Below are 17,180 nucleotides of genomic sequence, written 5' to 3'. Positions count from 1 at the left end.
GACTCACTCCTTTTCCTTTATTCGATGTGTTTCTGCGAGAAGGGCGATCACGACGCCTGACCTTCCGTCCTCAACGAAACGGACTTTCAGCGGGTCGGTGGTGCTGGGTCTTTGCACAATGGCATAACCCTTCGCAGTGTTGAGTTGCGTGATACGTGCGCCCTGCCCCATCGCCTGTCGCAAGGCGCGCAAGCAGGAAATCGCAGATGCGCGAAGGTTTGGCTCGGGCGGCAGCAGGTCCACGTCAGCGGCACTCAAATCCGCCGTCTTTCCATCTGCGGCCAGGCTGGCGACCCCCATGTACAGGTTGGCATATTCGCCGGGGTCTGTCGCGACAGCGACAACCGTCTGCCCGACACACGCGCTCACGATCCGCGGAGCTGTCCCCCAGTCCGCAGGCCAGCCCGCTGCCACGCGCATTTGATTGTTAGAAATATTTTCAATCTCGATGTCCGCCGGACATAGTCCCGAACTTCGCCAGGCGCGAACGGCATCCTTGGCCGCGACCCGTTGGCGCAACCAGTCGAACCTTTCGGTTTCCGAGCTGCTATGGGCGCGCAAAATCGCCGCCTCGCTGTCTGACAGGACGAGCCCAGCCAACACGCCTGCCCAAATTCCTCCGCTGTTTGCCAGCAAACCGTCGCTAATGCATTCCGTGATCACGATTTTCAAACCGTCAAGCGGTGCGGCCTCAATGATCCGCGACAGCGCATTTCCAGCAGGGTCCAACCGTGCGTGGAAGAACGGATCCGGCAGGTTAAAGCGTTTGTCCCACCAACCCTTGATGCGGCACATAAGATGTCCGTCTGCCGTCACCACATCAATGTCGGACCGCATCTCGTCGGTATTCAAAAGCTTTATATCACAACGGCATGTCGCCTCTTCGTCAGGGGCAAGCATCTGGCGGAAGATCTCAACGTGCTCCACACGGAACGGGAAAATGTGAAAGGCCGTATCCAATTGGTCCGCTGACCAGACACCAACCAATTGACCGACGGCATCCAGCGTTATGGCATCAATTTCGAATTCCGGGATGCGCGTGGCGGCAAGAAGATCGTCTTGAGGCAACCCGATCAACACACCTTCGGCAGCGGTGGGTGTAGCAACATGCATAGACTTCACGGCCTGCAGGCGCGGCCCGTGAAACATTATGCGCTGATAGACATCCTTCAATGACCAATGTGCTCCTACCGTGCCTTCGAAGGCAGAGGCTGACGCTGTAGGCGCAGGCGCGTAGTTTGCGGCCAACTCGATATCAGCTTCCGCAATCACCGGACGCAGGACCGGACCTTGAGCATCGCGAATGCGTGTCCGGATGATCGTTTTATCGCCGTCAACGGTCAGATACTCCGCCGTGACCTCAAGTTTCCGCGACAACGGCTTTTCAACAGTGATCCATCGCGAGGCGCGCACTTCGCGAAGACCCACGACCCTCAGACCTGGCCGTAATGCAGCGGCGGCCTCGGCCAACGCCTCCATCGTAAAGGTGAGCGGCACAACGCTCAGACCATGTCGATCCGGATCATTCACCGAAATTGCGCGGCCAAACGCGTGATCGGCAAGATAAGGCGCAATCTGGTGATCGAGATGGATAAGCGCGCGCAGCGACCGGGCGTCTGCGCTCACATCCACCTCGCTCAGCATCGGGAAACGGTCGCCTGCATTGGGCGCAGCGCTCTTGGGCTGCGTGTTCCCTCTTGCGAAGAAGGCCTGCATGACGTTCTGTTCCGTCTGCATCATCTTGATTATCGTGTCAAAATAACCATCGATCAGGGTCTCAAGCGGCGATGGTGCGGCAGGTGGCCCGTCGGGGGTGATCTTTTCAGGCGCTTGCTGGGCTTGCCGTTCACGTGCAGGAAGCCGGCCTTCGCCCAACGCCATCGGCTGCAAACCCATCTTAAGCGGTTTCGCATTACTCTGCACGTTTTCCGCCGTGCCAGAGAGCGCATCCAGATCAAGAGGCACACCCTCGGCAAAAAGCTGGGCGGCCAGATGATGCAGCTGGCTGAGCCCCTGCCGCCCGACTGTATCGGCAGCTACGGTCACATGCGGTTGTTTGCGCAGCACGTCCCCGACAAACGACGTCAGATTGTTCCGCGGACCGCATTCAACAAAAATACGCGCGCCGTCGTCATACATGCGCCGTATCGTGTCCTGAAAACGCACCTCGCTGGACCATTGAGCGGCCATCCAAGACTTTATGGCTTTGGAGGTATTCGGAAACGGCTTGGTGGTCAGGCAGGAATAGACCGGCAGCTTAGGTGCGCGGATGTCAATTTGACTCAGAAATTCTTCGAGCCGCCCGCTAAACGGTGCGAATGCAGGACAATGATAGGCGCGACCAAAAGGCAATGTATCGCAAAAGCCGCCAAGCGACTTTGCCAGTTCAGGCACCCAATCCGCAGCCTTGGCACTTGTTGCGACGACCACCTGCTGTGCCGCACAGTTATCCATGCCAAGAAAAACGTCATCGCGGCCCTCAAGCGCAGCTCGCAACTTGGTCACATTCACCGGCCCGATCGTGAAGAGCGTGCCTTTGGCAATCGCGTCATCCCGTTCGGCAGCGGCAAAAACCGCGTTCAGATCGCGTATATCCTTTTGAAGGTGCGACACATCCTCATGCTTGGTCACGCCAGCCGCCGAAAGTGCCGCATATTCTCCTGTTGAGTGGCCGAGTAACATGTCTGGCTTCAACCCGATCTGCTGATACAGAGTGGCCATCGCCATATTGGCCGCGTAGATCGCCTCCGGCCCCACATCCATCCGCCAAAGATGATCGTCCGACGGTGTCTCCAGCGGTGGCGGGAAAAACACATCGCTGACGCGCTGCCGACCCGTTTCACCGGGATAGGCTCCGTCCACGATATCGAACCACTCACGCATGCGCGGAAAATGCAGCATCAGCGGGGCCAACATGTTGCGATACTGGCTGCCCTCGCCCGGGAACAGGAAGGCGACCTTGCCTTTTTCCGCAAGCGGCTCAGCAGACATATATGCACCGCGCCGGTCGCGCAGGCGTTTCCGGCCTTTCTGCAGCGCCGCCTTGATCTGATCGAGACGAGCAAGGATATCTTCCCGTGTGCCGCCTGTCACGGCCATGCGCACCTGCCCGGCGCCGGTCTTCGCATTCAACGCGGCTGCACAGGCGGTCAAGTCATCGGCCTGGTGAACCTGTCTTGCGACCGCCTCGATCAGAGACAGCGACTGCTCCTGATCTGGCGCAGCCATTGCAATTATCTCAGAGGGACGTGACACCGCTGCCTTTGGTTCCGCTGCCCCGCGATATTCCTCAAGGATCGCGTGCGAATTGATCCCCCCGAAACCAAACGCATTCACGCCCGCGCGTCTGGGCGTTTCGCGCCCGTGGATCCATGGACGTGCTTCGGTGTTGAGATAAAACCCGGTGTCATCAAGACCCAGGTCGGGGCTGGATGTATCGATCAGGGTTGGTGGCAAAACCCGGTGATGCAGCGCCAGCGCGGCTTTGATCAACCCAGCAGACCCCGAGGCGGGCAGGCAATGCCCGATCATTGATTTGACCGACCCTATGGCACAGCCCTGTTTCATATCCCCGAATTCAGCCTTCAGCGCGTCAATCTCGGTCGCGTCACCAACGCTGGTTGCCGTACCGTGCGCTTCGACCAATCCAACCGTATCCGGTGCCACGTTCGCCGACACATAGGCCCGCCGGATCGCAAGACGCTCGCCTTCGATGCGGGGCGCAAGGATCGACATGCCCTTGCCGTCGCTCGCCACACCAACGCTGCGCACCAGCGCGTAAATCCGATCACCAGCCAATTCGGCATCGGACAAACGCTTTATGCACAGTATGCCGACGCCCTCTGCCAGCAGCGTCCCGTCTGCTTCGGCCGAAAAAGGCCGGATTTTGCCCTTGCGCGACAATGCTCCCAATTGGCAGAAAATTTGATAGATCGGGGCTGGGGTTGACGCATGAACACCGCCAACAAGCGCCATGTCGCAAGAACCCGCGCGCAGGTCAGCAACACCGCGATCCAACGCCACGAGGGAGGAGGCACAGGCAGCGTCGATAATGTAGTTGGCGCCCCGAAAGTTCAGCCGATTTGAAATTCGGCCCGTCACCAGGTTTGGGACCAGCGCGGCCGCCATCTCTGAATTAAACGGCGGCAGTGATGCTTTGAGTTCCGCCTTGAGCGCGTCGGCCTCTTCATCGCCGGTTTCGGGATGTAAGGTGCGCAGGATGTCGATCACCCGATCTACCATCACTCCGTGCTGGACTACATTTGCAAATCCGCGATTGATATAGGTTCCGCGGCCCAGGATCACCGCCACCCGATCACCGGGCACAGGGCGCATCTCGAACTGCGCATCCTCGACCGCGTCAGCCGCAATCTCCAGTGCCAGAAACTGGTCCGGCTCGCCGCCATCGACAGAGTTTGGCATCACGCCATGCCGCAAGGGATCGAACCGCGCCAGATTCCCGAGAAACCCCCCCCGATTGGTGTAGACGCGGTCATTGGCATCGCTGTTCGGGTCCAGGTATTGCGCCCCGTCCCAGTCTTCAGGCGCTTCTGTGACGGCGTCGACCTTGTCCACAATATTGCGCCAAAAGGCTTCCTTGTTTCGGGCTTTGGGATACACGCATCCCATGCCCACAATCGCGATGGGTTCGCACACCGTGTGCGCAGCTTGAATATCGGGCCTATCCTCTTTCATTCGGCGGCCTTGATCGTGTCTTTTGACTGGAGGTCGTCAGTCAGATCGCTGGCCCAGGGACCAAGACCCCAGACAACTTCAGGCACACGATCGGTATCGCTAAGGATCTCGGCCTCGAGCGCGCGAATTCCAAGGTCAGGATCAAGCGCCTCAATACCCAATGCCTCAAACTGCGCTTTGACCTCGTCCGAAACCATGCCGTCACTGTCCCATGGCCCCCAGCTGATCGCGACAACACGACCTTCCCAAGCTTGATCCAGACGGCGGGCCAGCTTTGAAACAATCTCATTCGCGGCACCGTAATCGCCCTGCCCGCGGTTACCGAAGCGCCCCGCAACTGATGTGAAGAACGCGCAGAACTTGACGGTTTCCGGCTGCAGGGCCTGCACAAGGGTAAAGGCGCTCTCGGCCTTGGTGGCCATGACCCTGCGGTAGCTGTCGAGTGTCTTGTCGATGACCAGTTGATCCTCGATCAAACCCGCACCGTGGATGACCCCGTCTATGCGACCATGGGTGTCGTAAATCCCTTCGATCAAGTTGGTCAACGCTGCACCGTCCCGCACGTCGCACTGATGGTATTCGACCTGCGCCCCGGCCGCTTTGAGTGCGGCGATATTGGCACGGATTTCACGCGCCTTCAGAAGAGCACGACTGGTACGCTCAATTTCGGCAATGGTGACTTTCGCGCCTTCTGCCTTAGCCTGCTGCGCCAGATGAGCTCGCAGGGCCATCGGGTCGGTGATGGCCGCCGTTTCACCCGCCTCCTCTGCATCAGGAACCGGAGAGGATCCTGCGACGACAAGGCGAGGCTGATATTTACTTGCCAGCCAAAGCAAACACCGCGCTGTGATCCCGCGCGCGCCACCTGTAACCAGTACAACAGAACCCTCGCCCAGAAGATTCTGGTCCTTCGCACCCCCGATCAAAGAAATCGGACGCGGTTCGGCCAAAAGTTCGACACGCTTACCATCAACCCAACCAATCTCGACCGCGTCATCCCGGCGCCCGGCTTCGTCGCAAATGGTACCAGCAATGTCTTCAGGCCCGTAAGTCTCCGATACGTCGACTGCACGGACATGAGCCGCGGCCCATTCCTTGTCGAGGGTCTTGAGAACACCAACCGGTCCCCCAGCCGTCGGGTCCAGTGTGGTGTTGTCATCAAACCCAAATGAGCCACCCATGCGCGTTGCCACGACCATGACCGCATCAGACCGGGTCGCCAGCGCCGGACCAACCACCGACAGGATCACATACAAGCTTTCGGTCGACGAGCGCACCTGCGCCATCAGGCGCTTGGCCTCAAAAGGCACTTCGTCAGCAGAGAACAGTGGCGCGCAATGCAAAATACCCGCAACGCTATGACCTTCGGTCGCCGACGCCACATCTTCGGGCGTCAGACCTTCAACTGGCAAAACAATCGGCACGCCGCCCGCGCCCTCTATAAGCGCGGCCAGAGCGGTGGCTACCCCCTGCCCGTCCTCGGTAATGACATAGGTCGCCCCGGATGAAACCCATGGTTTGGGGTTCACCACTGATGTGGTTGATGGCACCATGACAAAGCGGCGCGTTTGTCCGTCCATATAGCTTGGCGCAGGCAGTGCGTCCTCTACCGCGGAAACACTGGCAGCTTTAGGTGCATCGCCGCTTACGGCATCCACCACCTCCATAAACCGCGTTACAATCCCATCCACGCTCCGTTCGCGTGCTACCGGGCCCATAAGCTCGTGTGCCGCTTCACCCGCTTCGGCGAGGAAGTGCAGGCGCAGGCTGGCCAGAATCTCCACCCGCTTGATGGAGTCGATGCCCAGATCGGCCTCAAGGTTCATCTCGCGGCCCAGCATTTCCGGTGGATAGCCTGTACGTTCGGAAATCAGTTCCAGCAGCTTTTGGGCTACCCCTTCCGGTTCAGGATACGACGAGACTGAGTCAGCCTTCGCCTGAGTGAGCGTGGCCGCCGCAGGCGCATCGCCGCTGACGGCATCTACAACCTCCATAAACCGCGCCACAATTCCATCCACGCTCCGTTCGCGTGCTACCGGGCCCATAAGCTCGTGTGCCGCTTCTCCCGCTTCGGCGAGAAAGTGCAGACGCAGGCTGGCCAGAATCTCCACCCGCTTGATGGAGTCGATGCCCAGATCGGCCTCAAGGTTCATCTCGCGGCCCAGCATTTCCGGCGGATAGCCTGTTCGTTCCGAAATCAATTCCAGCAGTTTATGGGTCACTTGCTGCGCGTCGCAGGAAGTCACGTCCGGCGAAGGTGTCGGATCTGCATGCACCGCGATAGTTTCAGCCGCCCGCGGTTCCGACGGTTTCGGCTCAACCGTTGACGGCGTTGGAACTGGCGTGATCGCGATGTCGGGCTGGTTTGTGGCAGGCGCAGCAGCACCGCCCAGCAACATCTGCATGGTCGACTGGTGGCTTTCGAGCATCTGCGCCATGAGCGCATGGTGCTTGCGCATAACGTCCACTGCTGCTTCGGAACCCTGTCCAGGGATCGAAATCATCGGCCTTGTGGCAGGCTCAGGAACCGGAGCAGGCGAAACGGAAGGAGAAGGTGGTATCATCACGGTATCGTCTTCGATCCGGGCCGCTAATCCGATGCGCGAAACCTCTGTTCCCGCTGGCCGAACAGAGGCCAGATCGACCATCCAAAGCAATCCGTTTTCTGTTTCTTCTTCTGACTTCCAGTTCACGACATCGACGGATGTACTCGCACGATCCTTCCACAAGGCACCGAGGTCGAGCTTTACCCCCGCAGCGCTCATCGCGCCTAAAGCCGCGAGGAACTGGTGTACGCCGCTCCGCCCCTCAACATCGGTCGCGACCGCCAGATGGCTCTTGTCGCCCAGAATGCGCTTTGTGAGGCGCGACAACACTGCGTTCGGCCCCACCTCAACAAACAACCGAATGCCGCTCTCGTACATTGCTTCGATACTGCCCATGAAACGAACTGGTTGCGTCAGGTGTCGTGTTAGTGTTTCGGCCACAGCCTCGGCATCTGGTGGGTACGTGGCGGCCGTCTCATTGGCAAACACTGGCAGTTTCGGTGCGGTCATGGGCGTATTGGCAATGGCCCGGGCCAACTTGTCCCGCGCAGGAGCTACGAAATCAGAGTGAAACGCACAGGCGACCGGTAAACGGCGCGCAGCAATTTCAGCCGCATGCAGCGCGTTTTCAACGCGCGCCAGGTCATCTTCCGCTCCTGCCAGCACCGTCTGTCTGGGAGCGTTGTAATTGGCGAAGGTTATGCCAGTCAGATCAGATACCGCTTCGCGGACCTCGTTTTCAGACGCACTCACCGCCGTCATCGTTCCGAGATCGTCGCCACCCTCGCTAATCATGGCGTCACCGCGCGCATGCGCCAAAGACCACAGTTCTCGCTCACCAAAAGCGCCCGCCGCGCTCAGCGCCGACAGTTCACCAAAACTGTGACCGGCCACGGCACCCGCATCCGCTCCGAACGCCCTCAAAAGTGACAGTATACCGCTTGAGATGGCTCCAATCGCAGGCTGTGCCACGTCCGTACGCATCAGGCGTTTCACCTGCGCTGATTTCTCAGCCTCCGACATTGCGGGGCGAGGGTAGATCTGATCGGCAAAGCTCACATCGAGTAAATCGCGCAAATGTTCATGTGCCGCATCGAGCGATTTGCGCATGGCCGGGAAGTACATAGTCAGACCGGCTGCCATGTTGGGATATTGCGACCCCTGCCCCGGAAACAGGAACGCAATCTGATCAGTCTTCAGCGGTTCACCTTGCGCGAAATAGGCGCCCAGCGGATCAACCTCGCGCACATCCTTCGCACCTGTTTCTAGCGCGCCCGCCGCAGCAACAATACGCGTCGCTGCATCGGCAAGCGAGCTTGCCACCATAGCAAAGCGGGCACCGGCACCCGCGTCAAACCGCGCCGCAAGGCTGGCTGCCACGTCGCGCAAAGCCCACGCCTCTGTCTCGAAAGCGGCGGCCGCCTTTCGCAGGTCCGTCACCAGAGCCGCTGGGTCGTCTGCCGAAAACAACAGTAACTCATGGCTCCAATTTTGTCGGACCGGGGCCTGATGCCGTGGCAGGTATCCACCGTCATATTCCTCGAGCACGGCGTGGAAATTCGTGCCGCCAAATCCGAAAGCGCTCACGCCCGCCCGCCTTGGGCTGGTTCCGGTTTTCATCCACGGCCGAGCGTCGACATTTGGATAAAACGGACTTTCCTGAAAGTTCGCGGTCGGGTTAGGCTCGACCACATGCATGGTCGGCGGCAAGATGCGGTGGTGCAGCGCCAAAGCCATTTTGGCCATTCCGGCACAGCCAGCCGCCGCCTTTGTATGGCCGATCATCGACTTGACAGATCCGATCGCGCAGAACTGTTTGTCAGCGCGCGTGGGTCCGAACACGCTGGTGAGGCTTTGAACTTCGGTACGGTCACCCACGATCGTCCCCGTCCCGTGGGCTTCAACGAGGCTAACGCTTGACGGTGAAATACCCGCCCGCTCATAGGCTCTGCGCAACGTTTCCTGCTGCCCTTCCGGCCGCGGAGCCGTCAGCGAAAGATCGCGCCCGTCTGACGCACCTGCCACACCGCGGAGAACGGCATAGATCCGATCGCTGGCTGCCTCGGCGGCCTCTAACGGGCGCAACACCATTGCCACCAGCCCCTCAGAGATTGCAATTCCATCCGCACTGGCATCAAAAGTCCGGCACCGGCCACGGGCGGACAACGCCCGTGTCTTGGAGAAAGCGACGAAATCGAATGGGCTCATGAACGCATCGACGCCCGCAACAATCACCATGTCGGATGTCCCGGTCTCAAGCTCGCGTACACCGGTCATCACTGCCGCGAGGGAAGATCCACAAGCTGCATCGACAGTGAAGTTCACTCCGCCCAGATCGAACCGGTTCGCGACGCGACCCGCGATCACGTTCAGTAAAACCCCTGGAAAACTGTCCTCGGTCCATTGCGGTAGCCGCTCGGTAACCGCCTCGGGCACCTGTCCCAAAAGTGCCGGCAACGTTGCGCGCACCGCATATTGTTGACCCATCGGCGCTGCGCCGCCGCCTACGCCAATGATGACGGACGTGCGGCGCCGAAGTGCAGCGTCCGGGATTACACCGTCTTCGAACCCGGCGTCCTCAAGCGCCTTTCGCACGAGTTCCAGCGTCAGCAACTGTAGCGGTTCGACACTGGTCATCGAATTCGGTGGAATACCGTAGCGGATCGGATCAAAAGGCATCTCATCCACGAACCCGCCCCAGCGGGAATAGGATTTATCTGGCGCATCCCGGTCTTCGTCAAAATACCGGCGCCAGTCCCACCTTCGCTCGGGTACCTCGGTGATCGCATCCACCTTGTCGAGGATGTTTTCCCAGAACTGAAACTGATCCTGCGCTTTCGGCAAAATAGTCGAAATGCCGGTAATCGCGACGCGTGACCCCGGGCCTTCGACGAATGCTTCCTGTCGCGGCGCCTCCGGCACGGCCTCTTTCAAATAAGAGACTGCCCCATCGCAGACGTCCGCGTGTAAATCGGCAATAGTCGACGCGCTGTCGCGCAGCGACGCCAATTGTCCGATCATGTACACCCCTTGCCGTTCCTGATCGGCTTCGGGTACTTCGATGTATTTTGCTGCCCCATCGACTTTTCCAAAGTTCGGGTTACGGTCGATGCCTTTGGAGGCGACGCGAGACCTGCCGACATTAAACCGCTCGAGCGCATCTTTGACATCTTCGGCCTCGACACCTTCAGCCAGCAGTCGGGCCTTTTCGCTTTGGAATTCGTCCGCGATCGCGCTTCGGACCACACGGGTCGCATGGCCAACACCGGATTCCAGTAGCACGGTTTCACGCGCACCCAGAACGAGGTCCTGGTACCGCTGCACCACCGCGCCTGCGGCGACGGCCTCCTTTGTCAGGATGTAAGCGCTCCCCATGAGAACACCGACTTCGGCGCCCTGCGCCACCGCGTCGACCGCAATTGTGGCAACCATCGCCGAGCTGCATGCGTCATGAATGCCTCCAGCGAACAAGATCTGACAGTCCATTGGATCGCTGCCGTAGAATGCGCGCAACGCGTCCATTGCCTGTTGCCACAAAACCGCACTCGACCGAGGACCTACATGACCACCACATTCCCTTCCTTCAAAGATGAAGCGCCGCGATCCCTGCTCCAGAAAGACTTTGAGTAGCCCCGGTGATGGCACATGCAGGAACGTCGGGATTCCGGACTTTTCGAGCCTCAGCGCCTGATCCGGCCGCCCACCCGCGATCAGGGCAAAGTTCGGCGCGTTCCGCAGGATGATCTCCAACTGCTCTTCGCGCAGCGCATCATCTACAAAGCCCAGCACGCCTACTCCCCAAGGCTTATTGCCTAGCAATGCCTTGGTTTCAGTGACAAGTTCGTTGGCCTCTTTGCCCCGCATGAGCGCAAGCGCAATAAATGGCAACCCACCGCCATCGGCAACGCAATCAGCAAAGGCCGCGCGGTCGCTTACCCGGGTCATCGGACCCTGCATTATCGGAAACTCGGTACCCAGTTTCTGTGCAAGAGTGCTGTTACGCGCCAAAGCACGCTGCGCATGCGCCGAGGCGATCTGGTCTTTGGAACGCGCCAACAGATCATTCAAAGCAGCGCCCGCTCGCCCATATTTTTCAAGCATCGGCTTGGCGAAACATGCATCCTGACCCACCAGCCAGACACCACCGCCAGTAACCGGGTCCAAGAGATCTGCTACCGCTGCAGCGAGTGCGGAGGGGTTGGCATCTGCCACTTCCTTCACTGAACGTGCCGGGGGGTGATCAGGCCGCCAGAACAGCCGGTAGCCGACATTGTCTACACCCGCGACGTGAAGCGTCTCGCTGCCATCGAAAGCTTTCAGCGCCCGGTGCATCGGTGCAGGTGTCAGGGCCTCATCCAGCAGCGCAAGGGGCCAATCCAATGCAACCCCTGCCGCACCAGCCAAGCGAAGCGCTGCAACCGTATCCGGCCCGACGCCACCGTGTACGATGATCGGCAAATCGGTAACCTGACGCAGCGCCTGAAGAAGGATAAACGCCGTCTCGTCTCCGCTTCGCCCGCCGGCTTCATGTCCCTTGGCCAGCCAGCCGTCTGGGGCAAGGTCGGCCTCCAAGGCAATTTGCGAACGCGAAACAACTTCGACCAGCACACGAGTTTCGGGTGCCTCGGACCTCAGCCGAGCGATCGTCCCGCCAGTGGCCTTCGCAAGCTCTCCGACAATTACAATCGTGTGCGGAGCCCCGTCGCACAACAGATCCGCATCCAGCGCGGCGTCGAGACCCACCGACGTGAGCTTTAGCCCCCATAACGCTGGCGCAGCCGCACGCAGATCGGAGACTGCGGTCAAAACGTCCAATCGCGTTGGATCAGCATATTCAAGGTCAAGGCAGCCAACATGTTTCGCCTTGCACGCGGCATGCGGTACTTTTGATCCGAGGTAGTTTGGGATTGAAAACCCAATGACTTCAAAACTCTTGTCCGTCAAATAATCAAGCATCGGTCTCAACTCCTGGCCCGCGCTTATTCCGAACCACCTACTAATAAATCAGCGCAAAGCTACGCGTAGATCGCGTTCTGTCAGATTACCGCTCCAGAGAATTACTATGAGCGGACCTTGGCTCGCGTTGATGACATCCCTGAACCCCCACGGTCCGGGCCCACTCAGAAGCCCCAAAAAAACTCAAACCAGCCACGCTATCGAAATAAAATTGTCGATATCAGTGTCGCAGCAACATTTTACCAATGCTCTGGTATCTTCTAACGCAACTTAATACGTTTTGTCTAGAATGCTGCAGATGCGAAAAGACCTCATGAAGAATACAGAAACCGGGAAATCCAATCTTTTCAATTCAATACAAAAATGCACTCTGCAAATCGTCGTGACAGACGCCGCGATGGTCGTGTTTAAAAACCGGCCCGATGATTGCACTCTTGGCGTGAATGCCTAGGTTTTGAGCACCCCTCATTTACCTGAGGTAACCCAATAACCGTTTTTCAACGAATCGATTCGCGTCTGAGACGCCTGAAATCTCAATCGACCGGACCGGTTTCAACGCGCGGAAGATACCGTCCCAGTTTAATGACTGAATTGAGCAAGCATCCTGACCTTCGCCCGTCAGCCACCAACACCACGATGACCAGTAAGGTCCCGAAAACGGTGTTTAACGTCCTATGCAACACGACAGTTAAATCACATTATCAGTGACACTAAGGCCGTCTGAGAGTTGAGTCGTTGCACGGAGTAAGAATGTCGTCGAAACCCCAAGGTCAAAGAGAATTTTTCCAAAAGAACGACAAAGGGCGACCTCCGTCGGCGTTCTGGTCGCGCCTTAACCGCGATGAATGACAACAGCAGATCGAAAGCTGTTACTGACAGGCTGGGTCTACTCAGTCGCCTCGTATCCAGCGACGTAACCGTCGTGGAACGCTTCGGCGCGACAGCTTGGGCGGGCTTGGATCAGCGCTATGCGTCGAACGTTCAGCGGGCAGTGCCCAAACGTCAGCGTGATCACATGGCCGGCCGGTCTTGCGCGCATGCAGCTTTGGCCCGGATCGGACGTGATGTCCCACATCTCGGGATCTTGCCTTCCGGAGCACCTGACTGGCCGGAAGGTGTACGGGGCACAATCACGCACTGCAGCGAGTACGTCGCGTGTGCCGTCAGCGAAAGATCTCAAACCGAGTGGCTAGGTATTGATGCTGAACCCGCCGAACCCATACCGGCAGAGGTCGCGCAGATAGTTGCGCATGGGCATGAACACGAGTGGATTTCCCGCGCACCTTTGAACGGACGTATTCTTTTTTGCGCCAAAGAGGCGGTGTTCAAAGCTTGGTACCCCGTACGCCAAACCTCTCTTGATTTTGCAGATGCGTTATTGGAATTTAACGCTGAAGATCAAACGTTTAATGCACGCATACTCCTTGACGGCAGTTTGAACCTGCGCGGGCGCTGGGATGTAAGCGACGGTATTATCGCTACAATCGTCGCTCAGGCAGAACCATCATGAAGGTTTTGCAAGACGAATTCGAACACGTCTCTGTTTAGCCTGTAAGCCTGTCTTTTAATTCGTGCCGCTACCAATTCACTCGGAGAGAGTTGGGACACCAGCACGCTTCGGCGTGCTTTGGGCAACAAACAAGACCGACGACTTCGAACCAGCGAAACAGGAATTGCCTCCAAACTCGCGAAGCCGCGTGCCTCACTGCAAACTGGCAGTGCTCTTGATTTCTTTCCTCGGTCCTTTAGGATTTCAGCAAGAACTGTGCAGTGAAGAGTGAACAGAATCGGTTCCTGCGGTCTCGGGCTTCAATCGAAACGGAGACACCAATGAGCACAAGTTTCTCGCGCATATACTATTTCGGGGACAGTCTGACGGACGTTGGAAATGCCTTCAAACTTCTGACCTCGGTTCTCAGTTCGTTTATACTTTCCGACTTGATCGAAAGGTTCGGAGAAGTCGTGCCGCTCGCCCAGTTGCAGGCGCTGAGTGAGAGGATTTCCGAGCAAGTTATTTTGACAAACTTTCCCGAGTTCGGTAGCGAGCGCGCGATTACAAATGCTTTCACACATCCCGAATACACCGCCACGCTAGGCGGGTTCGAGGTTGAAAACTACGCTTTCGCGGCCGCCAGAACCATTGGCAGGGATGTTCTGGAAAACATAATCGATCTCGAAACTCAGATCGATAACTTCGAACGGAACGCGATCGCAGGCGTTCCAAAAGGCTCTGCCGGCGTTATTCTGATTGGCGGCAATGACCTCAACTCCCTTGTCGACCAGGCCGAGGCGCAAGAAGGCGCCACCGTTGAAGAATTGTTTTCGCTTCTGGGTTCGGAAGTCGATGACATTTTGGCGGAAATCGGCCAGGCATCCGCCAGGCTTACACAGGCCGGTGTCGAAACTGTATATCTGGCCACCCTGCCGCCAACGGGATTGTTTCCTGAATTCGACAGTTTATCAATGGTCACCCAGGAATTTGCTGGGCTGCTGGTCGATACCTTCAACGAGGGTCTCGCTGCGCTGGTGCAATCCCAGACCAATGGTGGCAACGATGTTCGCGTGCTGGACTTCTTTGCAGTGACGTCTGCCCTTCTGGAAGATCCGGAGAGCTTTGGGATTGTTGCCGACAAACTCGACCTCTTGATTGACGGAAGCAGTTTTGACAGCGATCAGGTTCTTGCCTGGGACATGCTGCACCCGGCGGAAACGGTGCATCAGCTTTGGGGGGCATATTCCGAGTTCGTCTTTCGCGGGGGCGACACCGTACTGCTGGACGATGACGCGTCGGTTTTCAATTCAGGTTCCGGACCGGACGGGGTTTTCGGGATGGGTGGCGATGACCGGATCAGCGTCGGACCAGGAAACGATGTGGTCTTCGGAGGTACTGGAAACGACATCATCAATGGTGGCATCGGAAACGATATCATTCAGGGCGGGCGTGATGACGACACCGTGTTCGGCGGCCCAGGCGATGATATTCTGGGTGGCGGTGCTGGAAATGACGTTTTAGTCGGCGGCGATGGTCGTGATGTCATCACGGACGGTCTTGGCAGCGACATCGTCTTCGGCGGTGCGTCCGACGATATCTTTGTCTTCATCGAACCCTCTCTGATCGGTGGGGATGAAACACCTTCGAGCGATGTTTTTGTTGGAGGCAGCGGTCAGGACACCCTTTATCTCGTTCTTGATGAGGCGGCCTATTCCGAATTCGTTGCCAATTCCGATGACCCGTCTAAACTGCTGGCGCAGTTGGGCATTACAGTGGCCGGGGTCGAGTCCATTCTTGCCATCGAAGGACGTCAGTCCATTGCAACCGAACTTTCCGCATTCGATTGGTTCCTTGAAGCCGACTATTGGGGCGTGATATCCGCGCCTTCCTCTGCGGATTTGGTCGCCTAGTTTCTGCCGCCCCACCGTTTGCGTTTCTATTTCTTTTCCATAGTCAGGTCGGACGCATTCGAACCAGTCTACGCTTGGACAGCAATACCTCCCGTTATTCGGCATTGCGGAGCGGTAGCGGAAAGCGGGCGTACGGCATCACCGCCAGGCGAATGGATTCAGGGCCGGTATTGAAATAGCTAAATGGCGATAGGTTGTTTAGGAGCCGATGCATCCTGTCGACGTGGACGCGCTGCGCGCTGATCCACTGGGTTTAGGGCAGATCGCTGCCAAGAACCTTCGGGGGGAGACCGACTCCCGACTGGCGGCAGCTTCTGTGGGAGCAGTGAGATTACACCCCGTGGGATCGGAACCCGGCCTTGCGACCCTTCTTTTCCAGAGGCCGCCGCTTACCGAATATCCTCAAGCGCCCGGCCAGATCTGCCTGATCAGGAAAACACGGTGAACCCGCTGCTGGGTGCTGCCAGACGAATTCGAAGCAGTCTCCACAAGGACAGCGACACTGCCCGTTATGTCGCGCCGAGACCGCGCCACTCAGAAAGAGCAGCGGAACGGTTGAGTTTAAAATTGGGTCGTGAGTGAAGGCTTCTTTCCGAATTGAACAGGTTGTAAATTGAGGCGTGGACGGCGGCGAATTTCTGCAAACTTCGCATGCGCCGGAAGCGAAGCATCGCCCGCTCTCGTAGTCGGAAAGGCAGATGAGAATTCTCTGCTCGATTGTTCAGCCAACGGCCCGTTTCCTGCCTGCCACCTGCACCGATCTCCTTCAGGGCCGCACCGTACGACCGTAGCAGGTCCGTGACGATAACCTCAGGTCGACCGTGTTTGCGCATTGTTTTCTTTAAGAATTTCAGCGCGGCTTTCTTGTCACGTGTCTTTGTGACGAAGCTTTCCAGGATTTCGCCTTCATGATCGACAGCCCGCCATAGATAATGCCGCTCGCCGTTGATCTTCACGAACATCTCGTCCAGATGCCAGCGCCACTTGCTAGATTTCATGCCCGCAATCCGCCGTTTTCTAATCTCTGACGCGAACATTGGACCGAACCGATGCCACCAAAATCTCACAGCTTCATGGCTCACATCGATGCCGCGTTCATGAAGCAGGTCTTCCACATTGCGGAGCGACAGCGGAAACCGCACGTACAGCATCACCGCCAGGCGGATTATCTCACGGCTCGTTTTGAAATAGCGAAATGGGTCAGGTTTGGTCATCCGATGAAACTACGAAGCCGCCCTGCCCGCCTCAAGCTGATTTGCTCTGACAGCGCCCGATCGTATCTACCTCGACAACACGCATCTGACGTTCTGGCACGCGGATGCTGCTGAAGACGGTAGTCGCCCTGAAGACTATGGCGTTGCGTTCTCCAGCGCATGGCTCATCGACAACAAGTGGCTGCCGTTTTTCCGTGCTGGCGCTTCAAAGGGCGAGGCTGCTTTGTATGAGAAGTCGGTTTCTTTGGGGGGTGCTGTCAGACGAATTCGAACCAGTCTCAGTTTGCCGCGGAAACTGCGAACCTATCCGGAACAAAGTTGACGCCACTCGGCGAGAGCAGCGCTGCGGGTCAGCTTGAAGATGTCT

At 58.0% G+C, this 17,180-nt stretch carries 5 protein-coding genes; 2 read left to right on the top strand and 3 right to left on the bottom strand.

The features are described from left to right. Positions 1-3 precede the first annotated feature (3 nt). Both LCM21_RS00030 and LCM21_RS00025 read right to left on the bottom strand, forming a co-directional pair. Positions 4-4,695 carry a type I polyketide synthase gene (locus LCM21_RS00030; RefSeq protein ID WP_224888782.1) on the bottom strand — a complete coding sequence of 1,564 codons (4,692 nt, stop codon included), beginning with the start codon at positions 4,693-4,695 and terminating at the stop codon, positions 4-6. After that, positions 4,692-12,197, bottom strand: a complete 7,506-nt coding sequence (locus LCM21_RS00025) for a type I polyketide synthase (RefSeq protein WP_224888781.1) — start codon at positions 12,195-12,197, stop codon at positions 4,692-4,694. The genes LCM21_RS00030 and LCM21_RS00025 overlap by 4 nt, the downstream gene beginning before the upstream one ends. A 922-nt stretch (positions 12,198-13,119) precedes the next feature. Here LCM21_RS00025 and LCM21_RS00020 point away from each other — a divergent pair. Together LCM21_RS00020 and LCM21_RS00015 are read left to right on the top strand one after the other, a co-directional pair. Next, positions 13,120-13,707 carry a 4'-phosphopantetheinyl transferase family protein gene (locus LCM21_RS00020; protein WP_224888780.1) on the top strand — a complete coding sequence of 196 codons (588 nt, stop codon included), beginning with the start codon at positions 13,120-13,122 and terminating at the stop codon, positions 13,705-13,707. A 320-nt stretch (positions 13,708-14,027) separates the two neighbouring features. Continuing rightward, positions 14,028-15,599, top strand: coding sequence for an SGNH/GDSL hydrolase family protein (locus LCM21_RS00015; protein WP_224888779.1), 1,572 nt, complete (start codon positions 14,028-14,030; stop codon positions 15,597-15,599). A 509-nt stretch (positions 15,600-16,108) separates the two neighbouring features. Here LCM21_RS00015 and LCM21_RS00005 read toward each other — a convergent pair. After that, entirely contained in the window at positions 16,109-16,813 is a 705-nt protein-coding gene (locus tag LCM21_RS00005) for an IS6 family transposase (protein ID WP_224888778.1), read from the bottom strand. Between the last annotated feature and the right edge of the window lie 367 nt (positions 16,814-17,180).

It is taken from the genome of Ruegeria profundi, from assembly GCF_020171505.1.
Lineage (GTDB): Bacteria > Pseudomonadota > Alphaproteobacteria > Rhodobacterales > Rhodobacteraceae > Ruegeria > Ruegeria profundi.
Note: the sequence above shows the minus strand (reverse complement) of the source record. Positions and strands in the feature narration are given on the sequence as shown.